The following is a 24,155-nucleotide window of genomic DNA, read 5'->3' on the forward strand; positions in this document are numbered from 1 at the left end:
TTAATTTCCTCTGCATTAGTATTTAGAGAAAAGCTAAAAAGATGTATTCAATTTAAAGTGAAAATAAACCATTTTGTTTTTTAAAATAAAAAAGAGCCAGAGATTCTATAGGATCTCCAACTCTTTTCTCGACGGTTTTCAATTTAGTACTTTCTTAAACAATTCCAAACCATGTATATAATGCAATGACGGCAAATACAGCTGCTGTTTTAATCAGCGTAATCGCAAAAATGTCGCCATATGATTGTTTATGTGTTAATCCTGTGACAGCCAGCAGTGTAATGACCGCACCATTATGCGGCAATGTATCCATACCGCCTGATGCCATTGCTACAACCCGGTGCATCACTTCCGGTGAAATATTGGCAGCTGCAATCGCACGGTTGAACTGCTCCCCCATTGCCCCTAACGCAATTCCCATTCCGCCGGAAGCAGATCCTGTGACACCCGCCAACACACTGGTAGTTACCGCACCATTTACAAGTGGATTTGTAAACGTCCCGGAAATTCCGCTGCTAATCGTTGAAAACCCGGGCAATACAGCGATTACTCCACCGAAACCATATTCGGAACCAGTGTTCATCACCGCCAGTAATGCACCGCCGATCGTTTTATTCAACCCTTCTTTCACTTGTCGAATAACACGTTTGAAGTTGTAGGCGAACGCCGATACAATTCCGACGATTACTGCAATTTCAATTGCCCAAATTGAAGCATTTGCAGCCACATCAATCGAATAGTCAGAGAGTCCGATTGCCGCAAAATCAAATCCATTCGGATACCACCTAGGAATTGCTGTAATTAAGTAATTGTTCATTACAGCAACCAAAATTAGCGGTACAAATGCTAAAACTTTTCGGAAAACCGACTGATTCGTATCAATTGAAGGTTCAACCGTCTCGCTGATATCATCATTTTCCTTGATTTCACCATTCAAGCCGGCATAGCCTTCTCCAGCTTTTTTCGCCGAACGTTTCCGCCATTCCAAATACGATAACCCGGTACCCAATATAATGATTGCACCGATAATTCCTAATACGGGTGCTGCGTAAATATTGGTCCCGAAAAACGTAGTCGGTATAACATTTTGAATTTGAGGACTTCCCGGTAATGCATCCATTGTAAATGTAAAGGCCCCAAGTGCAATTGTAGCCGGCATGAGTCGTTTCGGAATATCTGCCTGTCTGAATAATTGAACAGCAAAAGGATAAATCGCAAATACCGCGACGAACGAACTGACACCGCTATAAGTTAAAATTGCGCCAAATAAAACGATTGTTAACATCGTCTGTTTTGCCCCGATCAGCTTTACAATTGTTTTGGCAATCGATTCTGCTATACCGGACATTTCAATGACCTTACCAAAAATCGCACCTAGAAGAAAGACGGGGAAATAATTTTTAATGAAGCTGACCATCTTTTCCATATAAATTCCCGAAAAGAACGGTAATATATTGGCTGGCTCAATGAGAAATACCGCTAACAGCGCACATAACGGCGCAACGATAATAACCGAAAACCCTCGAAAAGCCGCAAACATTAACAGCCCTAACGCAAGTAAAATAATAATTAAATCCATAATATAACCTCAAGTCTATAATATTAGGATGAATCTTTTGTATGTTTCCAATGAACAATGACAAAAAATTAAGTTGAGTACATATGACGGAACCTACTATAACGTACGATTTATAATGTGTACAATAGTTAAAAATCATAATAGACATTCCTTTTTTTCATACCCAGACAATCCTTTTAATGTATAGAACAGGAAGCCGTGAATAAAAAAAGTACCGCTTCAGTTAGAAGCAGCACTTTGATTAATGTGGTAAATAGATTAACTGTAAAATAAACAGAACGGCAAAAATATAAACAAGAGGATGTACTTCGCGTCCACGACCTTTTACTAGCATAATTAATGGATAGCTGATAAAACCGAGTGCGATCCCTGTAGATATACTTGATGTTAGAGGCATTGATAAAATTACTAAAAACGCCGGGAACGACTCTTCAATTTCATCCCACTTCATATTTTTAACGACACCGATCATTAAACTACCAACGATAATTAATGCAGGCGAAGTAATGGCAGCCACACCTGATAATGACCCGACAAGCGGTCCGAAAAATGAAGCAATAATGAACAGTACAGCAACAGTTAATGCTGTTAAACCTGTACGGCCACCTACTGCAACACCAGAACCTGATTCCAAATAGGCTGTAGATGGGCTTGTCCCGAACATCGCACCCGCAGTTGTCGCAAGTGAATCGGAAACAAGTGCCTTACGTGCACGCGGCAGTTTTCCGTCCTTCAATAATCCTGCCTGCTTTGATACACCAATTAACGTCCCTGTCGTATCAAATAATGTAACTAAAATAAATGAAAAAATAACTCCATATAAACCGTATTCAATCACTTCAGAAATCGCAGTGATTGGATTGTATACAATCAAGCCTTCCGGTAAATGCGGAAGCGCCACTACTTTATCGATTGAAAGCTGTCCTGTGAACATCGCAATGATGGCCGTCACGATCATCCCGATAAAAATTGCCCCATTCACTTTACGTGCCATTAATGCGACTGTAATGAACAGCCCGATAAATGTCAATAACGGTGCCGGCTCTGAAATATCACCAAACTTCACTAAATTGGATTCATCCGCTACGACGATTCCGGACATACGAAGCCCGATGAACGCGATAAATAATCCGATCCCCGCAGTAATCGCCAATTTCAGGTTTTCCGGAATGGCGGTAATGAGCTTTTCACGGAATGGCGTTAAACTAATAATAATAAATAAAATACCTGCAATAAACACTGCTGAAAAGGCAGTAGTATACGTAATTTCTCCATTTGAAGCTAATACAACCGTATAAGTGAAATACGCGTTTAACCCCATACCCGGTGCAACGGCAATCGGATAGTTCGCACAAAACGCCATCCAGCCTGTACCGATAACTGCTGCAATAATTGTAGCCATAAATACTTGATCAACCGGAACCCCAGCACCTGATAAAATAATCGGGTTAACAATAATGACATAAGCCATCGTTAAAAATGTTGTTAAACCGGCAAATAATTCACGCTTAACTGTCGTCCCATTTTCTTTTAACTGAAACATTTGCATTCCTCTTTTCAAAACACGAACAATTTTTAAGAACTTATATATAATATTCGTTTTTATATAAAAATGCAATCCATTCTGAGCATTTTCTTAAATAGGGAAAATTAATTATTTTCTGAATTTCATTCCGTTATTTATATAGAAGTTGCTCCTTCAAATACTTTTTTCAATAATGGATTAATGAGATTTTTGCTGTATAGGACCACAAACCCTTTTTGCTTCTATTTTCATTACTTTACCCAAATTTATGATGTTTCATTTATTTTCCCTTTGACAGACGGTAAAAATAGAAAATGAAAAACCCTCTAATCAGGAATTAGAGGGTTGGAATCATATTAATTTATTTAAGCTTTCACATTCACGCCTAAAATATCATTCTCTTCTAGGAACTTCGTGTTGAATTTCGCTGATTTGAATACGTCGTTGTTCATTAAAGCCTGGTGGAATGGAATGGTTGTGTTAATTCCAGGTCCGGCTACTTCAAATTCCGATAACGCGCGGTTCATTTTCGCGATTGCTTCTTCACGAGTGTCTGCATGAACGATCAGTTTTGCAACCATTGAATCGTAGTATGGCGGGATCGTATAACCTGCATAAACTGCAGAATCGATACGGACACCATAACCGCCTGGTACTACATACGTATCTACCGTACCTGCTGAAGGCATGAAGTTTTTGTATGCATTTTCGGCGTTAATACGGCATTCAATTGCCCAGCCGTTAATTTTGATATCTTCTTGCTTGAACGGCAGTTCTTGGCCAGAAGCGATTTTTAACTGTTGTTGTACTAAGTCGACACCTGTGATCATTTCTGTTACAGGGTGCTCAACTTGGATACGTGTGTTCATTTCCATGAAGTAGAAACGATCTTCCTGGTAATCGTAGATGAACTCGATTGTACCCGCACCTTCATAGTTACAAGCTTTTGCTGCTTTTACAGCGGCTTCGCCCATTTCTGCACGACGCTCTTCAGATAATGCCGGAGACGGCGCTTCTTCTACAAGCTTTTGCATACGGCGTTGAACCGTACAGTCACGTTCGCCTAGGTGTACAACATTGCCATGGCTGTCTGCTAATACTTGGATCTCGCAGTGACGGAAATACTCGATGAATTTCTCTAAGTAAACACCAGGGTTGCCGAAAGCCGCTGCTGCTTCTTTTTGAGTAATTTCGATTCCTTTTACAAGATCTTCTTCTGTGCGTGCAACACGGATCCCTTTACCGCCACCACCAGCAGTTGCTTTAATGATGACCGGATAACCGATTTTTGCAGCCCATTCTTTACCTGTTTCGATACTCGGTACAATGCCTGTACCAGGAACTAACGGTACGTTTGCCGCTTCCATAGTGTCACGTGCAACGTCTTTAATCCCCATGATTTTAATCGCATCCGAAGAAGGACCGATAAATTTAATACCCGCGTTTTCACAAGCTTCAGCAAATGCTGCGTTTTCCGCCAAGAAACCATATCCTGGGTGGATCCCGTCAGCACCTGTTTTTTGTGCTACCCCTAAAACTGCCGGGAAACTTAAATACGAATCTTTCGATAACTTTGGTCCGATACAGTATGCTTCATCCGCAAGCTTTACATGCAATGCATCCGCATCTGCTTCAGAATATACTGCGACCGTTTGAATACCTAGCTCTTTACATGCACGAATAATACGTACTGCAATTTCGCCTCGGTTTGCGATTAATACTTTTTTCATTTGTATATACGCTCCTTATTCAGCTTTTACTAAAAATAATGGTTGACCGTATTCTACTAATTGGCCATCTTGAACTAAGATTTCTACGATTTCACCTTTAATTTCAGCTTCGATTTCATTGAATAATTTCATCGCTTCTACGATACATACGATTGACTCTTCGCCTACTTTGTCGCCTACTTTTACATAAGCTGGTGATTCCGGGTTTGGAGACTGATAGAATGTTCCAACCATTGGAGACGTGATTTTATGTAAATCAGCCGTGTTTTCTACTGGTGTTGCTGGTGCTGCTGCTTTAGGAGCTGGTGCTGGCGCTTCCACTTGTACTGGAGCAGGTGCTGCAACTGCTGCTGCAACCGGTGCTGCTTCTTGTACTTTTTTAGGAGCCGCTACTTCTGTAACACCGTTGTTTTTCTTTAGTTTAACCTTTGCGCCGTCCGCTTCATATACAAACTCGTCGATTGATGAAGCATCTACTAATTTAATAATTTCTCGGATTTCTTGAACTTTGAACATTCTTAACTCTCCCTTTAAAAAAAGTAATAACAATACAAACCCTATTTTATAATTTTTCGGACTATTTTGAAACAAATAATTTTAAATAGCTCAAAAATAGGCATAAAGCAGAACAATCGTATATTAAGACAAAGAAAAATATTTCTATCTGCTATATAACACATTTACTGCTTTGCACTAATAGGACGTTCTTTTAATTAAAAGGTTCGAATTCTACGCTAACATTTACATAATCCTTAAACTCTGAGCGTACAACATATAAAATTTCATCTGCCAATTTCCCGGAAACTTCATCTGACATAACTTTTACAGCTACTTTATCCCCTTCAATTCGGACAAGGGCATCCGAATAGCCGATTGATTTGATCAGCATTTCCAGCATCGCTTCCGAAGATTCCAATTTAATCAGTTCATCCATTTCGTTGAATGCCTCATTCTTTTCTTCTGCTGTAAATTCATCAGCAGCAATCTTTTGCGTCAACTGTTCTTTTTGCTGGCTGCGTTTGTTTGCTAACTCTAAACGTACTTCCTGGAACAGGTCGCTTTCTGAGTTAACTGGTTGTGTCAGGTTTTGATTAACCCCTAAAATGTCTGTTTCATCAATCGTTTCATCAGAGAAAATCGTTAAAATATTCGGCGTATTATCTTCAAAAATATAAAATACAGAAATTACCGCAGCTAAACTTACTACTGTTAAGAACCATACTGTTCGCTTTTTCACTTTCACTTGTTTTCCCCCTTAATTTGCATTGGCACTACTTGAATACGATGCGACGGAATTTGCAGAACATGCCCAACTGTCTCCTTTAGCATGGTTTTCACGTCGGTGCTATTCGCTCCTTGTGCCACAATGATGACACCGGATAGCTTTTGCTGTTGTGTGACAGACAAAAATTGCTTTTCACTTTGTTGATCATAGTGAAAATAAACCTGAACTTGTCCGACTGACTGAATTTCACTTAATAATCTGGCAAGCTGTTCCTCATTTGAGTTATAACTTTCCCCTTTCTCCGGTTGTGATAAAAAGATGAATAAAAAAATAATGAAAACTACAGCAATGACAATTAATAAGATAGGACGGTTCGCTTGTTTCTTTTCCACATTATTAAGCGTTACGCCCCCTTCTCTACTAGATTTCAACATAATGTATGAACGAAACAAACTGGTTATGCAAACAATGAAAGAATTGTGCTTGTCACGAATAAATACAATGCGAGCTTTACATATACTTGCCATTGCCGCTCATCGGCAAATAGGAGAAGACTGCTGCCCAGTAAAATAAAAAGAAATAGTTGAATCATGTTTTTCCCCCCATTGACATTTGCATAAAGAAAATAAATAACAGCACGATAAACATAATGGCGAAGCCAAGCAAAAAGGCGACCGCACATAGAACAAACATCGTCTTTCCTACATCATCAAACAGACCGCTCATACGCATATTTGTAAACGGTTCAATAATGGCGCCAATAATTTTAAACAGCAGTGCGTGCATCAAAAGGACCGTTGCCGGATAAAAAGCCGCCCCCCAAATAATTGTTAAAAAGGACAGTCCGACAAAGGTGGAAACAGTTGACTGGGTTTTTTGGAAAAAGGAAAGCCCTTCTACAATCAAGTTGCCGATTAGCGGTATATTTTGCTCGATTAATTTTTTTATAGGTGATTTTAGTGCATCATTGAGCTGAATAAAGGCGGCACCCGAAAGCGTCAAAATCGAGGTTAATGCAACCACCGACGCAATCATGACGCTTAAAATGGAGGAACGAATAAAATCGGCAGCTTTTGAAAAGGAAATGGCCGGATATATTTTTGTACATACATCAAATATCAATGCGAGGACAAGAGCTGGTATGGTTACGTTTGTGCTGACAAATAAAATGATTTGGACAAAAAGAATGATAATCGGGTTCCATGCAATCGCCGTAAACACGGTTTGAATTGTCAACAGCATAAATGACATAATCGGCAAAATCGCCATAAAGAAATTTTGCAGTATGGCAATGAGCTCATACAGTACTACAAAGGCATCGACAACATTTTGTGCAAATACTACGATAAACAAAATAATAAATAACTGTTCGATTAACACGGTTTCTTTCGGGACTAAGGCAAGTAGCAGTAGATACATCAAAATATAGATTGCTACAAGCAGCAAAGAATACACTAACGATTGAATAGGTTCTGAAAAAATTGAATAAATTGTCTGCATTACTGTAGCCTTTCTAATAATTGGATTAATAGCTGAAATTTCGGTTGTAGCAGATTGATCCAATATAATACTGCGGTCATGCGAATGGACAATGTAACTAATGTCGCAAAAGCTTCATATTCAAATTGATCTAATAGCTGACAGATTAATTCATTCAGCAAAAAGAGCAGCGCCGTGAAGAGCAGTCCCTTACTGTATGGTACATTATTGAATATAACTGCGAGTCGCTGCCAAAGCGGGATGAGTTGTTCGCGGACAACAAACTGAAAAAAAATAAAGAAAGCGATGACGACAATGATTGAATGCAGCTTGTCCATCGTCTGTTTTAAAAATAAAAACAGAACTAAATAAATGACACTTGCAAATAGCGCAATCATTTCGCTAGACGGCCGTCAACCATTGAAAAAATACGACAATTTCTTGAAAGAACAAGCGCAAAAATCGAATTAATTCAATCGTCATGTATAGGTACGCAATGAAAAACAGGAAAAATGAAAACTCTTTTTTTCCTAAATGCTCGAAGAATAAATGAAGAAGTGCAATAATCAACCCAATCCCTGCAACACGAAGCACATCTTGTAATTCCAATAAAGCCCTCCTTCCTTAACGAAACTATATGCATTATCCAAACAAATAAGCACAAAAAAACACCGACGACAAAGTTTTTATCCTTTGTCGTCGGTATAAAAAATTTTACGGTAAGAGAGTTTCGATAATCTCTTTAACAGATGCCTCTTTAGCCAAATAGCTATTTTCCCCCATCCAAAGAGACATATATTCACGGTTGTTTTGGCGGGCGCTTTCTTTTCGGATCGGTTGTGTCAAATAATGCTGGACCGGATATGGAGCGGTAGTCGCTTCTTTTAATTGCTCGGTAAATCTGTTTTTCAAGCCGCGCGCATATTTGCCGGTAAAGGCTTTCGTCAAAGTTGTCGCATGAATACCGGAAGTTAAAATCGCCTGTTTATGGATTTTCGATGACTCGCATTCATATGCAGTTAAGAGAGCCGTACCTACCTGGACAGACGTCGCCCCTTGCTGCAACATTTCCCTGACATGCTCGGCCGTCATAATTCCACCCGCAGCGATGAGCGGAATGGATATTAGTTCACGTACATCCGCTAAAAGATTACTAGTCGCTATTAATTGAAGAGGCTCAGTAAACGACCCGCGATGCCCGCCTGCTTCTTTTCCTTGAACAACTACGGCATCAAGACCCGCTTTTTCAACTGCAATCGCTTCCTCTGCAGTTGTGGCCGTGCCGATTAAATAGATACCGCGTTCTTTTAATTTTTTTATTATGTGTAAATCAGGAATACCGAATGTAAAGGATACAATTTTTATTTCTTCATCGATTATCGCCTCGATTTGGTCGAGAAAAATTTATGCAGGCACAACAGGTGGTGTATTGGAAATACCTAACTTTTCATAAAAAGGCTGCAATTCCTGGCAAGCCTTTTGAATGATCGTATTATCTATTATTGAATCTTCCGGAACGAATAAATTTACACTAAAAGGTTTCGTCGTCAGGTGCTTGACTTGTTGAATAAACTTCCGTGTTTCTTCACCATTTAAGTAACCTGCTCCTATTGACCCTAACATGCCTGCCTCACAGCAAGCTTCGACAAATTTAGGGGTCGTAATTCCGGCCATGGGTGCTTGTATAATTTTATGCGGTAATGTGTAATCTGTTGTCACAATATTTCCTGCCTTTACTAAGTTTTGATTATATTCTTTTCACACTGTCTTTTTTTGAATCACTGAACAATCATTGCTTTGATCGCGGGTCCAACAAATCCCGCACAGCATTACTTAGCATATACAGCCCTAATACCATTATTGTGATCGCAATCCCAGGCGCATAGACATACCAGGGTGCACTCGTCAAATAAGACTGTGAATCTTTCAGCATCCTTCCCCAACTAGGGTCAGGTGGCTGCACACCAAGTCCTAGATAGCTAAGTGCCGCTTCCGCCAGCATCGCCGTAGCAAATGTAATCGTTGCCGCAACAATGATTTGAGAGGAAATGTTCGGGAATATATGCCGAAACATAATTCGCGGTGCATTAGCGCCAATGAGCTTTGCCGCTAAAACGTATTCCGCTTCACGCTGCTGGACGAAACCACTCCTTACAATGCGGGCAATGCCTGGTATTGCAATGACTCCTAAAGCGATAGATGTATTCACAATACCCGGGCCAAAAATGGCCACTAGCATTAACGCTAAAATAATGCCTGGAAACGCCATAAGCGCATCTAAAAAACGGCTTAATATTTCGTCCGTCCAACCACCGAAATAACCGGCAATGCCTCCAATCAGCACCCCAAATGCAACTCCAATAAAAACTGTTATTACACCAACTAAAAAGGCTGTTTGTGTCCCTTTCATAATCCGGCTGAAGATGTCGCGGCCGAATTCATCTGTACCGAACCAATTTGTGCCGTTTGGTGCTAGCAGTTTTTGTGCAATATTCATTGCCGTTACATCATGCGGCGTGTAAAAAAAACTTACTATCATAATCAGTAATAACCCACCAACAATAAACAAGCCGATGAGCAAATTGAAGTTTTTCAAAAGTTTAGATGTCAACCATGCTCACCCCTTTAGCGAATTCGAATTCGTGGATCTATAATGGAGTATAAAATATCAATGATAAAGTTAATTGTTACTACTGCAATTGTAATATACATGACGATTCCCTGTACGAGCGGAAAATCGCGGTTGTTGATTGCCGTCACTAATAACTGCCCTACTCCTGGAATTGAAAATACTTGCTCAACAATAATTGTTCCTGCCATTACTTCTGCTGAAATCAATCCGAAAACAGTTAAAATCGGGATTAACGCATTCTTTAGCACATGCTTGTACATGACAATGCTTTCAACAATACCTTTACTGCGAATTGTCCGAACATAATCAAGGCGAATTTGCTCCAAAATCGCCGTACGGACATAGCGGAAATTAATCGCTATTTGTGGGATGGCAATCGTTATCGCTGGTAATAACAATGTACTTAATGCCCCTGTAATACTTGTGGACCAAGGTATGTAGCCACTAATTCTAAAGAAATCAACATTCATAGCGACATAAATAATCAGCATCATCCCCAGCCAAAATGATGGAATAGCCATCCCGATTTGCGTTGCCGTTGACAGCGTTAAGTCACTTAATTTATTTTGACGGCGTGCAGCAAACATCCCAAGCGGTAACGACACTGCACAAACGATGAAAAGCGTAATTGCTGCTAATGAAAGCGTAACTGGCAGTCGATCGAGCATTAAATCCATGACCGGCATTGAAAATCGAATAGAATTTCCTAAATCCCCTGTAAAAAGTCCTGTCACCCAGTCAAAATATTGTACATATAGCGGGAGGTCCAAGCCAAGCTCAGACCTCAAATTTTCAATCTGTGCAGGATCCGCCTCTGTACCAAGCATGGTCAGCACGGGGTCTCCAGGCAAAATTTGAAACACGCCAAATGTAATAAATGATACAAAGATAACAGTAACAATTAAGAGGACGAAGCGGCGTAGTAAATACAACATTACGCTTCAACCCTTTCTTAATTTGACATTTTCACTTCCGACATATCATGGTACCAGAACGGATACGACTTCAAACCGGATACCGCTTTATCTGAGCCCCAGATTACTTGATAGTCTGCAATATAAACTGCTGCTGCTTCCTCAGTTAAAATACTTTGCGCCTGTTTGAAGTAGTCCACTTGCTTTTCCTGATCTGTTTCAAGCAGAACTTCACTCATCACCTTATCAAAGTCAGCATTGTTGAATCGGAAAAAGTTTTCTCCATCGTTCGTTGAAATGTAATCATTTAACACTTCATAGGCAGATGGGCGCCCTGTTAAATCGATTGCCGTCATTTCATAATCACGACCAAAGTAAACTCGCTCCAGCCAAATGCCCCATTCCACTACTTCAATTTCAACGTCAATACCGATTGCCTTCAAATTTTCAACAACGATTTGTGCAATATTCCCGTAAATTCCGTTATGAGATGAAACCGTAATTTTTGTAGAGAAGCCATCCGCGTATCCTGCTTCTTCAAGGAGTGATTTAGCTTTTTCAACATCGAATTGCCAAACGTCCACAAGAGACTCGTCATGGTATTTCCCCATCGCCGGACTCATATTTGAGCCAAGTTTCTCCGCATATCCGTTAAATACAGAGCTGATAATATCGTCCTTATTAATCGCCATTGCGATCGCCTGACGCACTTTCACATTGTTAAAAGGTTCTTTCTCTTCATTAAAAGTAACAACTAACGATGAGTTATTCTGCTGTTGGGTTGTATTAAATTCATCGGTTACTTCATCAATACGTGCCCAAGGTACACTTGTTAAATCAACTTCATTTGCAAGCAGCGCCATAATAGCCGCCTGATCATCCGACTGGAAATTGAACGTTACTTTATTTAAATACGGTAAACCGTCTCTCCAGTAGTTGTCGTTTTTCTTCAGCACTAAATTCGTACCCGGTGAGTATTTTTCGTATGCGAATGGCCCTGTACCGATTGGGTTTTCATTATGTTTGCCGTCGTTAGCTGCCGGTACAATTCCTGAAGTTAATGCGGTTAATGCATATAAAAAGTTTGAATTCGGCTCTTTTAATGTAAATTTAAATGTCTTGTCGTCCACAACTTCTGTCGAAAGAACATTATCAAAATTATTTTTCATTTTCTCGCCGCCATTTGTCCCCATTAAACGATCGAACGTATATTTAACATCGTCCACCGTTAAATCTGAACCATCATGGAATTTTACACCTTGACGGATCGCAAAAGTATACTCTAATCCATCATCCGATACTTCATACTTCTCTGCTAATGCCTCGCGCAATGACCCATCTGTATTTGGAGCCATCAATCCTTCGAACATGTTTAAAATCATCTGGAATGAAATCGAAGCAGTCGCTTTATGCGGATCTAAAAAATCAGGATCATCATTTACACGAACGATAATTTCTTGCGCCTCGTCCCCTGATGAGCTATTGTTTGTTTCATTCGAAGAACCGGTGTCTGAATCTTCTGAACAGGCTGCCAATAAAACAACGACTAATGCCATTAAAAATAATAGAGCATACTTTTTCAATAGAACTCCCCCTATATTCGGATACTTTCATAACTTTCAACATTCGCCAAACGCTTCGCATCTTTTACTGCACGAACAATCGCCTGCTCCATTGCTTCTATAGCAAGCTGTCCTAAATAATCAAGTTGATACCTTTTCTCTCCAGTCCCAAGTACAAAAATTGTATCTCCATCAAACATTGTATGCACTGGATAAATCGTATGCGCAAGTGCATTATGCGTCAGCTGCGCAAGCTTTTTCGCTTCTGCTTTTGTCAATTTAGCGTTAATGGCAATTGCACCAATTGTCGTATTGGCACCTGGCGTTGTATGGACATTTGCATATTGCTTTATTAAAGCGCAGCTATCCAGCCATTCACCTGTCGCATGATTACGACTGCCTGCTATGATTTCATGTGTTGCAGGCTCCCTTACATCACCAACAGCATTAACTGCTACAATTGCACCCACAACTAAATCTTCGGTACCTTGTATAGAGCTCGAGCCAAGTCCCCCCTTCATAAAGTGTTCGATACCTGCCACTTTCCCGACAGTCGCTCCATAGCCAACACCAACATTGCCGTTTTCAAAAGGACCAGTCATCGCATTGTGTGCCGCTTCATAGCCCATTTCTTTTGTCGCATATGCAGTGGGGCTTCCAATCAATAAGTCAAAAATAACCGCGCCTGGTACAATCGGTACAGTTGCAACTTCAACAAATAAACCAATTTGCTGCTCAGCCAAATATTTCATTACACCTGAAGCGGCTTCCAATCCAAATGCGCTGCCGCCAGCCAATGTAATGGCATGTACTTTTTCTACTCCATTAATAGGATCAAGCGCATCGGTCTCACGCGTACCAGGTGCAGAACCACGCACATCAACTCCACATACCGCCCCATCTTTCGATACGATAACCGTGCAGCCCGTCACACCTTGTTTATCAACGGCGTGTCCTACTGTAATTCCTGCTACATCCGTTATATTGTTATGCATTCATTACCTCCTCCTCGTATAAGAAACAAGCGACTTGCTGCGCATCTGTACCTTTAAGAAGCGGCTTTTTTTCCCGGCATTGAGGCATAACGTGTGGACATCGTGTATGGAACACACAACCGATGGGCGGATTCATCGGATTCGGCAGATCTCCCTTTAACGGAATCACCTCTCGTCTTTTTGTGAAATCTACGACTGGTATTGCTTGGAGCAACGCCTGTGTATAAGGATGCCTTGGTGCAGCAAATATATTTTCCTTTTCACCGATTTCTACGATATTACCCAAATACATCACTGCTACCCGGTCACTTATATGCTTAACAACACTGAGGTCATGAGAAATAAATAAATAGGTTAGATTAAATTCTTCCTGCAAGTCCATCATCAAGTTCAGGACTTGTGACTGGACCGATACATCGAGTGCAGAAACAGGCTCATCCCCAATAATAAAAGCCGGATTAATCGCAAGTGCTCTCGCAATTCCAATACGTTGGCGCTGTCCACCTGAAAATTCATGCGGAAACTTTTCTACTGCATCTGCACGCAACCCTACTTTTTCCAGCAATGTTAGCACGCGTTTTTGACGATCCTCTTTTGACATCGATAATTGAAGCTTCATCGGCTCTTGCAAAATATCACCGATACGCATGCGAGGATTAAGAGATGAGAACGGATCTTGGAATACCATCTGCATCGCGTTCCGGTGTTTTTGCAACTCGCTTCCTTTTAGTTTTGTAATGGGGGTATTGCGGAAATAAATTTCACCGCTCGTCGGCTCTGTCAGCTTTAATATCGTGCGCCCCAGAGTCGATTTACCGGAGCCGGATTCTCCTACTACACCGAGTGTCTCCCCTTTATAAATAACAAGTGAAATATTATCAACAGCCTTGACTACCTTTTTCTTCTCCTTCAATGTTTTTCGTTTTACACTAAAATGTGTTTTTAAATTTTTTACTTCAATTAATATTTCACGCGTCATGAGCAGCAACCTCCTTTTCTTTATATAAATGACAGCGAACGATCTGACCATCTTCAAAACTGCGTTCAGTTGGTATTGTGCGATCACAAATATCCATCGCATGCTGACAACGAGGGGTAAAGCGACAGCCTGCCGAGAAGTTTGAAGGAGACGGGACGGTGCCTGGAATAGTAGGTAATCTTCGCTCATTTGTTGCAAGTGATGGCATCGTTTGCAGCAGTGCTTTCGTATACGGATGTTTCGGATCAGTAAATATTTGTTCTACAGGTCCCGATTCAACAATTTGACCTGCATACATGACCATCACCCGATCTGCTGTTTCTGCTACTACGCCCATATCATGTGTAATAAATAAAATGGATGAGCCGTGTTCTTCTTTCATTTTCAACATTAACTGTAAAATTTGCGCCTGGACTGTTACATCGAGTGCAGTTGTCGGTTCATCCGCCAACAGAAGTTTCGGATTGTTGGCCATTGCCATCGCAATCATAACGCGCTGCCTCATACCGCCTGATAACTGGTGCGGATATTCATGAATAACTTTTTCGGCATTCGCTATGCCGACTTCCTTCAGCATCGATAGTGCAATAGCAAATGCCTGCTTTTTATCCAATTGTTGATGGCGGCGGATTCCCTCAATGAGTTGACTGCTGATTTTGAAGACCGGGTCCAGAGACGTCATCGGTTCCTGAAAAATCATCGACATTTCATTCCCGCGAACACTGCTCATATCATCCAGCTTCATTTGCAGTAAATCTTTACCGTTCAATAAAATTTTTCCGGATGTAATACAGGCTGGCGGCATCTGTAAAAGGCGCATAATCGCAAGTGATGTCACACTTTTACCACTGCCGGATTCACCTACAAGTGCCAGCGTTTCCCCCTCGAACACTTGAAAGCTAACCGCTTCGACAACATTCGTTTGCTTACCGTTTGCCATATCAAATGCTATCGATAAATTATCGACTTGTAATACAGCCTTTTTTTCCTCGGTCATCAGCAATTACCTCCCTTGAATGTTGTAGCGAATCGCAATATTTTTCATTTGCGTATAGTTACGCATTGCTACAAGTCCTTTTTCTCGTCCGATTCCACTCTTTTTATAGCCGCCGAACGGCATTTGGATACCGCCCGCTGCACCGTAGTTATTGATAAATACTTGACCGGCCTTTATACGGCTGGCCATAAAATGCGCGACGTCAATATCGCGTGTCCATACACCGGCAACGAGCCCGTAATCTGTACTGTTGGCGAGCTGTATCGCATTCTCTACTGTTTCGAATGTAAAAACAGTTAATACAGGCCCAAAAATTTCTTCAACAGCGAGCGGATGTGTTACATCAAGCCCGTCTACAATTGTCGGCTCCACATAATAACCGTCCTCATAATTTTCTACACGTAAAGGGTTGCCGCCAATTAACACTTCACCGTCACGCTGGGCAAGTTTCAGCAAACCCGTGATTTTTTGAAATTGGTTTGCATTTAACAGGGGGCCCATGTCTAAATCTTGCTCTCCAGCCCCAATACGGATCTGTTTGAAACGTTCAACAAGTTTCGTACAAAATGTATCTTTATATGATTTTTCAATCAATAAGCGTGCACCTGCAGAACATGTTTGCCCTGCATTTTGAATAATCGCACGCATAACTCCTTCAAGTGCAAGCTCCTCATTTGCATCTGCAAAAACAATATTCGGTGACTTTCCACCAAGCTCTAACGTTACGGGTACTATATTTTTTGCGGCTGCCTGCATGACACTACTGCCTGTAGGTACAGAGCCGGTAAATGTTATTTGGTGAATCCCCGGATGACTCGATAAATAAGCCCCTACATCTTTACCAAGCCCGGTCACATGCTGAATAATACCTTTCGGAAGGCGCGCATTTAGCCATTTTACCAATTCGTGTGTCGTTAAAGGTGTATCTTCCGCACTCTTAATTATTACCGCGTTACCTGTCGCGATTGCCGCTGCAACACTGCGTGACGTAATTTGAATCGGATAATTCCAAGGCACAATATGTACCGTCACACCAATAGGCTCCAATACGACCGCATTAAAAATACCGTCTTCTATCGGAATCGTGTCACCCATCACTTTATCTGCCGCACCACCGTAAAACTCAAAGTAACGTGCAGCTGCCTCCACATCGCCACGAGCTTGTTGTATTGGTTTCCCGACGTCCAAACTTTCCAATTCCGCCAAATGTTCAGCGTTTTGACGAATAAACTGAGCAAGTTCCACTAATAGTTGCCCACGTTCAAATGGCTTTATCTTACGCCATTCCTCACTTTCAAATGCTGCGTTTGCATGACGGACAGCATCATCAATTTGTTCATTCGTTGCATTGGCAACTGTTACGAGCGGCTTCCCAGTAGATGGGTTATAAACCGTAATTTTGTCTTCTCCCTCAATCCATTCACCATTAATACACATCGGAATATGTTCCATCGTTTGTCCACCTTTCTATAAGCCGCGCCCGCCATCGACATGAAGCGTCGTTCCCGTAATAATATTCGATTGCTCTTGCAATAAAAAACGCACCGCATTAGCGATATCTTGCGGTTCGATTAATCGACCGAGCGGAACGGAGGAAGCGAAAATTTGTGCCTTCGCCTGCTCTACATCAGAATCTGCTGCCGCAAATTGTCCAAGCATTGACGTGTTGGCCGGTCCGGGATGAATTGTATTGACACGCACATTATATGGAGCTAATTCAATGGCCATCGCTCTGGAAAAGCTTTCAGCCGCACCTTTTGAAGCAATATATGCTTGAAGTCCCGGTCTCGGGCGTACAGCAGAAATCGAAGCAATATTTATAATGACGCCATCGTTCGCTCTCTTCATTTTTGGAACAACCGCTTTTGCTAATAAAAATAAACTTTTAACATTTACATTCATCAACTTATCCCAGTAATCGGCCGTTACCTCTTCAATCGGTGTAGCGGCTTGTGCTATGCCATGTACATTAATAAGTCCGTATACATTTGAAAGTGATTCGACAATTTTTAAAATCGTCTGCTCATCTGTTACATCGCATCGTTGATAATGGAAATTCGGGTGATCGAATGGATGATCTGTTGCTAAATCAAGTCCGACTATTTCATAATTTTCCTCTAACAGCTGTTGAACAATTTTTTGGCCCATACCCCCGGCAGCACCTGTTACAATTACCGTTTTCATGTTATACACCTCTCATTTCATAACAGCTTTTTAATGCGTTACAAATTGCTTCACCCATTTGCTCTGTCGTTGCATTCCCTCCAATATCTGCTGTTTTCACTTCGCTTTTCGCCAACACTTGCTCAATCGCCCGCACGATCAGCTGTTCTAAATCAGGGCGTCCTGTATGTCCGAGAAGTAATGCAAGCGACCAAATTTGAGCAATAGGATTCGCGATGCCACGCCCGGCAATATCAGGAGCTGAACCGTGGACAGGCTCAAACATTGAGGGATAGTCTCGATTTGGATTAATATTACCTGACGGGGAAAGTCCCAGCCCTCCGATAACGGCCGATCCTAAGTCAGATAAAATATCACCAAATAGATTAGAAGCCACCACTACCTCGAATTCCTCCGGGCGCTCTATGAAGTAAGCAACTAGCGCATCGATATAATAGCTTTTTAGTTGCAATTGCGGGTAGCGGCTCATCGTTTCCTTAACAATCGCATCCCAGAATTTCATTGTATGGATGACTGCATTTGATTTTGTTGCACTTGTTACCGTTGATTTTTTATATTTCAGTGCATAATCGCATGCCGCGCTCACAATATTATCAATGCCTACTTTCGTCATCACCGTATTTTGTATGGCAAGTTCATGCTCTGTACCACCGTATAGCCTGCCGCCGCTATTAGAATATTCACCTTCCGTATTTTCTCGGAAAATAACGAAATCAATCGCTTCTTTTGTTGCAAGCGGTGAAGCAATACCTGGAAGCGATTTTACTGGTCGGAAATTGACATATTGCTGAAATTGTTTACGGATAGGCATAATAAGCTCCCAAACGGTCACATCGTCCGGTACGCGCGCATCACCAATGGCACCAAATAAGATGGCATCATATTGGGCCAGCGTTTCAAGACCATCTTCCGGCATCATGCGCCCCGTTCGTAAGTAGTAGTCAGAATTCCATTGAAATGTCATTGTCTCGATTTCAAGTGCTGGCTCAAGTTCCTGCAAAGTTTCCAGTACTCTTAACGCCTGCTCCATCACTTCCGGCCCAATGCCATCTCCTGGAATGACAGCAATTTTCATAGATCATCACCTGCCAAAAATAACAATGCAGCTTTTCTGTAAATTGCTGTTGTTTCAGCCAATTCTTCTATATCTACATATTCATCTATTTGATGGGGTATGTCTCTGTCACCTGCACCAATGGTTACAATCGGAATTCCATGCACATGTAAAAATGTTCCATCTGTCGCTCCAGGTACACCATTATAGATCGGCTCCTTTTCAAGTACATGTTTTACTGCATAATGCACGGCTTCAACGACCGGATTTGTTCGTTCTGTATATGTGGCCGGTCGATTATCCAGTACAGTCAGTTCCACTTTGAAATCCGGGTCGGACTCCTTCATACGGGCAATAACCGCTTCAATTTTAGCTAGAAGCTCATCATGATTTTGTGCTGGAACAGTTCGGATATCAAGCGTCGTCATACATTGATCCGGTATCACATTAATCTGAGCATCGCCAACTACAGGCGCTTGTAAAATTGTCGGAGTAATCGAAGGCCATTTCAGAAATGGATCCTCTCCTAAACGCTCCTGCTCTTCCTTTTCCAGTTTCTCCATTTCCGTAATAAAGCGTGCCATGCGCCAGTTTGGATTAATACCGCTCCACGAAATCGCGCCATGGGCCATTTTTCCATAAATATCAACACGCAGGCGTATTGCTCCACGTTGTGCAATGCATACTTGGTTTTCTTCAGGCTCACAAATAATCGCCCCATCTACCCCATCTGCCCAGCCCTGTGCAATAAAGTGTTTTATCCCAAGCATAAGTCCTTCCTCATCACATGGTATGCATAAAATAATTTTACCTGTAAAGCTCTCTTGATCTAGCAAGATGGACTGCACAGCCGTAATCATACATGCTAAATTCCCTTTTGTATCATTTGTCCCACGACCATACATGCGCCCATCAACGATTTCAGCACCAAACGGGTCATATGCCCAGACATCGCGGTTTCCTTCTGTAACAACGTCTGTATGGCCTTCAAACAAAAGGGTTTTACCAGGTCTGTTAGAATCAATAATTCCAATGACATTCGGTCTTCCTGATACTACTTCTTCCATGTGTACTTCAATGCCTAAATTTAAATTCCGTAAATACTCAGCAACGTAATTGGCTACTGCCTGTTCATTACCTTTGCCATCATTTCGAAAAACACTTTCAATCTGTACTAGCTTTTGCGTCAACGCAATGACTGTTTCTCTATCCCGGACATACGTTGAAGTTTGTTTCATATCCACCCTACAAACACCCCTTTTCCGAATTTTCTGAAATTTAAAATCAGATTTCTTCAAGTATTGCTTATCTCTTTTATATTTGACATTCCTAAAATTATTCCTTTATAAAAAAGACATTTTCTATAAAATGGCAACTATGTGGATTTCATAAATCATAACTATAAGTTGGAGATGACAAGATCAAAACGCTTTTCTAATGGAGTCCGTTCTGTTCTGCTACGGGTCTTTATACGCTTTGAAGAGAGGTGTTTTGAAGCATGGGTCCGTTGTACTGCGCTCCGGGGCAGGCTTTCCGGGCGGCGTGGCTCCAACTGACTTTTGCACGCACGCTTAATCGCCAAGGAGTCCGCCCTTTCGCTCCGCTACTACACTCGCTTAAACAAGTGTGTCAGTGACTCACCCTTCGCACTCTACTTTGTTATAGAGTTACTTCCATTTGGCATCTGAACGCAAAAAAACATGCTGAAGCAATTGCCCCAGCATGTTTTTTATTTTTGTACGAAAGATTATGCGCGTGAAACGTATGTGCCTTCAGTAGTGTTGATGATTAATTTGTCGCCTTGGTTCACGAAGAATGGTACGTTTACCATTAATCCTGTTTCCATTTTAGCTGGTTTTGAACCGCCTGAAGCTGTATCGCCTTTAATACCTGGCTCTGTTTCAGCAACTTCTAAAGTTACAGTGTTTGGTAATTCAAGACCTAACATTTCACCTGCATATGTTTGGATATGAACTTCCATGTTCTCTAACAAGTAGTAAAGTTCGTCTTCGATTTGAGCAGCAGCTAAAGTTGTTTGGTCATATGACTCTAAGTCCATGAATACGTGCTCGTCACCTTGTGCATATAAATATTGCATTTTTCGGTTTTCGATCATTGCTTTTTCTACTTTTTCACCAGCACGGAAAGTCTTTTCTGTTACGTTGCCGTTACGTAGGTTACGTAATTTAGAACGTACGAATGCAGCACCTTTACCTGGTTTTACGTGTTGGAATTCTAGTACGCGGAATAAGTTACCGTCAACGATAATTGTTAAACCTGTACGGAAATCGTTTACTGAGATCATGAGTTATTTCCTCCAAATTATAAAATGATTAATTCTTTAGTCGAATGTGTTAGTACTTCATTACCCGTTTTTGTGATTAAAATATCGTCCTCAATTCGAACGCCACCAATTCCAGGAATGTATACTCCCGGTTCAATTGTTACAACCATATTAGGCTCCAGCACTGTATTGGAACGGAATGATAACCCAGGTCCTTCATGTACTTCAAGGCCGATACCGTGACCAGTCGAGTGACCGAATGCTTCGCCTAAGCCTTTTGATTTTAAATAATCTCGTGCTACAGCATCCGCTTCGATCCCTGTCATACCCGGACCAACTTTTTCAAGCGCAAGAAGCTGAGACTCGAGCACAGCATTGTACATTTCTACCAACTTCTCTGATGGTTGGCCTACAGCGATTGTACGTGTAATGTCCGAAATGTAACCATTATAGTAAGCACCAAAATCAAGTGTTACAAAATCGCCCGTTTCAATAATTTTGTTTGTCGCAACACCGTGCGGCAATGCAGAGCGTAATCCGCTTGCAACAATAATATCGAACGAAGAACTTGCAGCACCTTGTTTACGCATGAAAAATTCTAATTCATTCGATACGTCAAGCTCTGTAATGCCAGGCTTGATGAAATTTAAAATATGTGTAAATGCATTGTCTGCAATTTCACATGCAACCTTAATAATATTAATCTCTTCTTCGGTCTTAATCAAGCGAATTTTTTCAATTAAACCTGAAACTGGCACGAAATCAACATTCACTGCCGAATTGTATACTTCATATGTACCATACTGCATGGCATCCTTTTCAAATGCCAATGATTTTACACCCATTGCCGCCACTTGTTTTGCCACTTCTTCATGGATCGGACCGCTATGCTGAACGACACGGAATTCCTTTACTTGCTCTGATGCTTGTTCCGTATAGCGGAAATCTGTAATAAATACTGCATCCTGCTGGGAAACAACTGCAACACCGGACGTACCAGTGAAGCCAGTCATATAACGGCGGTTGTATTCATTTGTTATGAGTATTGCTTCGACATTGTTCTCGATCAGTGCTTGACGTAGTTTAGTAAGTTTCATCTGTTTTCATTCCCCTTTTGTTTGTTGTAAAAACTTGCAGCTTGTCATTTAATTGCCGAATCTGCAAATTTGGCCGGCGTCTTTGGCGGTACGCGAAGTAAAAACTCCTATTTTTACAGCACCTTCCATCACTTTGCAATGTGTTAAAAAAGGGACTTTAATATAAGCAGCTTCATCGTGTACGCTTCTTTTTTATACTGTCCCTATTTTATCACAGACTTTTCAGACATCAATACTTTCGACTAACGAAATAATGCGATGGTACGGTATCTGGCCGTTTCGACGATTAAGCGCATCGAAGTTACTACTACAACGAAAAATGGAATGGAGAATTTTTTGAATGATGCCCATTCAATAGGTAGATTTAAAATTTGCCACTCCAGTATTGAGGCGATAGCAACTCCTAAAATAACAGAGAGTAAAAAAGGCGGTACCATAACGAGCAGCTGTGTTACAACGAGCAATATAAACACAACAATGGCGATAATAAGAAATAAAATGACCCACCGCTCGAATGCCGTCCATTCGAACCATTCCAATTTTTTCAGAAATGAAACAGGATGCCATTGTATAAAATCAAATAAGTGCAAGCCTTTTAAGCTTGCTGTCACAATAAATGATGTGAATAATGACGTGACAAACAAATGCATGACAAAAACCCCTTTTTTTGACTCAGTATGACCCTTTGTAAAAAAACTATTCGAATGGATAGTGCTTTTCTCCAAAATTTAGTACAATATGAGGGTATAACAAAGAAAAGAGATGGATAGATTCCATTCTCCTTCCTAAAAATAGATTGAAATTTTATAAGAGAGTGGTGTCGAGCAAGTGAGTAATAATGCGCCAGTATATGGTGGGCAAGCGCTTTTAGAAGGTGTTATGTTCACCGGTCAGGATCATATGGTAACGGCAATCCGTCGAAATGACGATTCCATCGATTATTTTCATGTTAAAAAAGAGAAAAAGCCTGTTTTTCAAAAGCTGAAGAAAATCCCATTCGTACGCGGGGTTGTCGCATTAATCGAATCGGCGGGTTTTGGGTCTCGTCATCTGCAATTTGCTTCTGACCGTTATGACGTTACACCAGGTGAAGAAGAGGAAAACAGTGGTGAAGAGCCGTCAAAGCTAATGATGATTTTAGGAGTAGCCGTTATTGGTGTACTTTCATTTTTATTCGGTAAATTTGTTTTTACATTGGTGCCGATGTTTTTGGCAGAATTTTTAAAACCTTGGTTCCCGGGAAAGATGGTTCAGATTTTTATCGAAACCGGCTTTAAATTAATTTTACTGCTTGCCTATTTGCAGATTATTTCAATGACGCCATTAATTAAACGCGTCTTCCAGTATCATGGTGCCGAACATAAAGTAATTAACTGCTATGAAGCAGGTCTTGACTTAACGGTCGAAAATGTTCAAAAACAATCACGTCTTCATTATCGTTGCGGTTCAAGCTTTATTTTATTTACCGTAATTGTAGGTATGTTTACATATTTCTTCGTACCTGTAGATCCGCTTTGGGTACGTCTTGTAAGCCGCATTTTATTAATTCCGGTTGTCATCGGTATTTCTTTTGAAGTATTACAGGCGACAAATGCCGTTCGTGAAATTCCGGTTTTACGTTACTTGGGCTATCCTGGATTATGGCTGCAACTGTTAACAACAAAAGAGCCAAAAGACGAGATGGTGGAAGTGGCAATCGCATCTTTCAACAAGCTGCATGAAGTGGAGAAAAATCCGGCTGTTGCCCAAACATTAGTACATGATTAATTGAAGATTCGGGGAGTTACGTAAAAGGAATTCACTTTTACGATAACTCCCCTTTTTGTTGCCGCCAATATATTTAGAGTCTCGAAATATTTTCATTGAGTTCCGATTGATGAAGTGGCATAATAGAGTTAAAATTCAGTGAATTCATTATA

General features: G+C 41.0%; 24 protein-coding genes and 1 pseudogene. 1 reads left to right on the forward strand and 24 read right to left on the reverse strand.

Going from position 1 to position 24,155, the window contains the following annotated elements:
- Positions 1–154 precede the first annotated feature (154 nt).
- The 24 genes and pseudogenes from MKZ25_RS11570 to MKZ25_RS11685 all read right to left on the reverse strand — a co-directional run bounded on the left by MKZ25_RS11570 (position 155) and on the right by MKZ25_RS11685 (position 22,886).
- Positions 155–1,579, reverse strand: coding sequence for a GntP family permease (locus tag MKZ25_RS11570; RefSeq protein WP_340801633.1), 1,425 nt, complete (start codon positions 1,577–1,579; stop codon positions 155–157).
- Between the two features lie 241 nt (positions 1,580–1,820).
- A complete protein-coding gene (locus MKZ25_RS11575) occupies positions 1,821–3,122 on the reverse strand; it encodes an NCS2 family permease (protein ID WP_340801634.1) in 1,302 nt (433 codons plus the stop codon).
- Between the two features lie 347 nt (positions 3,123–3,469).
- Entirely contained in the window at positions 3,470–4,834 is a 1,365-nt protein-coding gene (gene accC, locus MKZ25_RS11580) for an acetyl-CoA carboxylase biotin carboxylase subunit (protein ID WP_340801635.1), read from the reverse strand.
- A gap of 15 nt (positions 4,835–4,849) precedes the next feature.
- Entirely contained in the window at positions 4,850–5,350 is a 501-nt protein-coding gene (gene accB, locus MKZ25_RS11585; protein WP_340801636.1) for an acetyl-CoA carboxylase biotin carboxyl carrier protein, read from the reverse strand.
- A 193-nt stretch (positions 5,351–5,543) separates the two neighbouring features.
- Entirely contained in the window at positions 5,544–6,077 is a 534-nt protein-coding gene (locus tag MKZ25_RS11590) for a SpoIIIAH-like family protein (protein ID WP_340801637.1), read from the reverse strand.
- Positions 6,074–6,451, reverse strand: a complete 378-nt coding sequence (locus tag MKZ25_RS11595; RefSeq protein WP_340801638.1) for a hypothetical protein — start codon at positions 6,449–6,451, stop codon at positions 6,074–6,076. Before MKZ25_RS11595 ends, MKZ25_RS11590 begins: the two co-directional genes overlap by 4 nt.
- A 65-nt stretch (positions 6,452–6,516) precedes the next feature.
- Positions 6,517–6,651: a hypothetical protein gene (locus MKZ25_RS11600; RefSeq protein ID WP_340732572.1), complete on the reverse strand. Its 135-nt coding sequence runs from the start codon at positions 6,649–6,651 to the stop codon at positions 6,517–6,519.
- Positions 6,648–7,559 (reverse strand): stage III sporulation protein AE, encoded by a 912-nt coding sequence (locus tag MKZ25_RS11605; RefSeq protein ID WP_340732573.1) that lies wholly within the window; start codon positions 7,557–7,559, stop codon positions 6,648–6,650. The genes MKZ25_RS11600 and MKZ25_RS11605 overlap by 4 nt, the downstream gene beginning before the upstream one ends.
- The gene (locus MKZ25_RS11610; RefSeq protein WP_008404267.1) at positions 7,559–7,936 is read right to left on the reverse strand and encodes a hypothetical protein; all 378 of its coding nucleotides are present in this window, start codon (positions 7,934–7,936) and stop codon (positions 7,559–7,561) included. Before MKZ25_RS11610 ends, MKZ25_RS11605 begins: the two co-directional genes overlap by 1 nt.
- A gap of 4 nt (positions 7,937–7,940) precedes the next feature.
- Complete coding sequence (locus MKZ25_RS11615; protein WP_008404269.1) at positions 7,941–8,147, reverse strand: hypothetical protein; 207 nt, start codon at positions 8,145–8,147, stop codon at positions 7,941–7,943.
- Positions 8,148–8,252: 105 nt separating this feature from the next.
- Positions 8,253–9,212 (reverse strand): annotated as a pseudogene (locus MKZ25_RS11620) (NAD(P)H-dependent flavin oxidoreductase).
- Positions 9,213–9,327: 115 nt separating this feature from the next.
- Entirely contained in the window at positions 9,328–10,149 is an 822-nt protein-coding gene (locus MKZ25_RS11625; protein ID WP_340801639.1) for an ABC transporter permease, read from the reverse strand.
- 14 nt (positions 10,150–10,163) lie between these two features.
- Positions 10,164–11,105, reverse strand: coding sequence for an ABC transporter permease (locus tag MKZ25_RS11630; RefSeq protein ID WP_340801640.1), 942 nt, complete (start codon positions 11,103–11,105; stop codon positions 10,164–10,166).
- Positions 11,106–11,122: 17 nt separating this feature from the next.
- Positions 11,123–12,640: an ABC transporter substrate-binding protein gene (locus MKZ25_RS11635; protein WP_340803010.1), complete on the reverse strand. Its 1,518-nt coding sequence runs from the start codon at positions 12,638–12,640 to the stop codon at positions 11,123–11,125.
- A 38-nt stretch (positions 12,641–12,678) separates the two neighbouring features.
- Positions 12,679–13,641 (reverse strand): P1 family peptidase, encoded by a 963-nt coding sequence (locus MKZ25_RS11640; RefSeq protein WP_340801641.1) that lies wholly within the window; start codon positions 13,639–13,641, stop codon positions 12,679–12,681.
- On the reverse strand, positions 13,634–14,620 hold the full coding sequence (locus tag MKZ25_RS11645; RefSeq protein ID WP_340801642.1) for an ABC transporter ATP-binding protein: 987 nt from the start codon (positions 14,618–14,620) through the stop codon (positions 13,634–13,636). Before MKZ25_RS11645 ends, MKZ25_RS11640 begins: the two co-directional genes overlap by 8 nt.
- Positions 14,610–15,623: an ABC transporter ATP-binding protein gene (locus MKZ25_RS11650; protein WP_340801643.1), complete on the reverse strand. Its 1,014-nt coding sequence runs from the start codon at positions 15,621–15,623 to the stop codon at positions 14,610–14,612. The genes MKZ25_RS11645 and MKZ25_RS11650 overlap by 11 nt, the downstream gene beginning before the upstream one ends.
- Positions 15,624–17,069: an aldehyde dehydrogenase family protein gene (locus MKZ25_RS11655; protein ID WP_340801644.1), complete on the reverse strand. Its 1,446-nt coding sequence runs from the start codon at positions 17,067–17,069 to the stop codon at positions 15,624–15,626.
- A 15-nt stretch (positions 17,070–17,084) separates the two neighbouring features.
- Positions 17,085–17,801, reverse strand: a complete 717-nt coding sequence (locus tag MKZ25_RS11660) for an SDR family NAD(P)-dependent oxidoreductase (protein WP_340801646.1) — start codon at positions 17,799–17,801, stop codon at positions 17,085–17,087.
- A 1-nt stretch (position 17,802) separates the two neighbouring features.
- Positions 17,803–18,876, reverse strand: coding sequence for a tartrate dehydrogenase (locus MKZ25_RS11665; protein ID WP_340801647.1), 1,074 nt, complete (start codon positions 18,874–18,876; stop codon positions 17,803–17,805).
- Positions 18,873–20,093 (reverse strand): M20 family metallopeptidase, encoded by a 1,221-nt coding sequence (locus tag MKZ25_RS11670; RefSeq protein ID WP_340803011.1) that lies wholly within the window; start codon positions 20,091–20,093, stop codon positions 18,873–18,875. Before MKZ25_RS11670 ends, MKZ25_RS11665 begins: the two co-directional genes overlap by 4 nt.
- Before the next feature lie 509 nt (positions 20,094–20,602).
- Entirely contained in the window at positions 20,603–21,160 is a 558-nt protein-coding gene (efp, locus tag MKZ25_RS11675) for an elongation factor P (RefSeq protein WP_339171774.1), read from the reverse strand.
- A 17-nt stretch (positions 21,161–21,177) separates the two neighbouring features.
- The gene (locus MKZ25_RS11680; protein ID WP_340801648.1) at positions 21,178–22,236 is read right to left on the reverse strand and encodes a M24 family metallopeptidase; all 1,059 of its coding nucleotides are present in this window, start codon (positions 22,234–22,236) and stop codon (positions 21,178–21,180) included.
- A 242-nt stretch (positions 22,237–22,478) separates the two neighbouring features.
- The gene (locus MKZ25_RS11685; protein ID WP_340801649.1) at positions 22,479–22,886 is read right to left on the reverse strand and encodes a DNA helicase; all 408 of its coding nucleotides are present in this window, start codon (positions 22,884–22,886) and stop codon (positions 22,479–22,481) included.
- 229 nt (positions 22,887–23,115) lie between these two features.
- Between MKZ25_RS11685 and MKZ25_RS11690 the strand changes: the two genes are divergently transcribed.
- Positions 23,116–24,003, forward strand: a complete 888-nt coding sequence (locus MKZ25_RS11690; RefSeq protein ID WP_340803013.1) for a DUF1385 domain-containing protein — start codon at positions 23,116–23,118, stop codon at positions 24,001–24,003.
- Positions 24,004–24,155: the final 152 nt, after the last annotated feature.

The sequence above is a fragment of the Solibacillus sp. FSL W7-1464 genome, from assembly GCF_038004425.1.
In the GTDB taxonomy this organism is placed as follows: Bacteria; Bacillota; Bacilli; order Bacillales_A; family Planococcaceae; genus Solibacillus.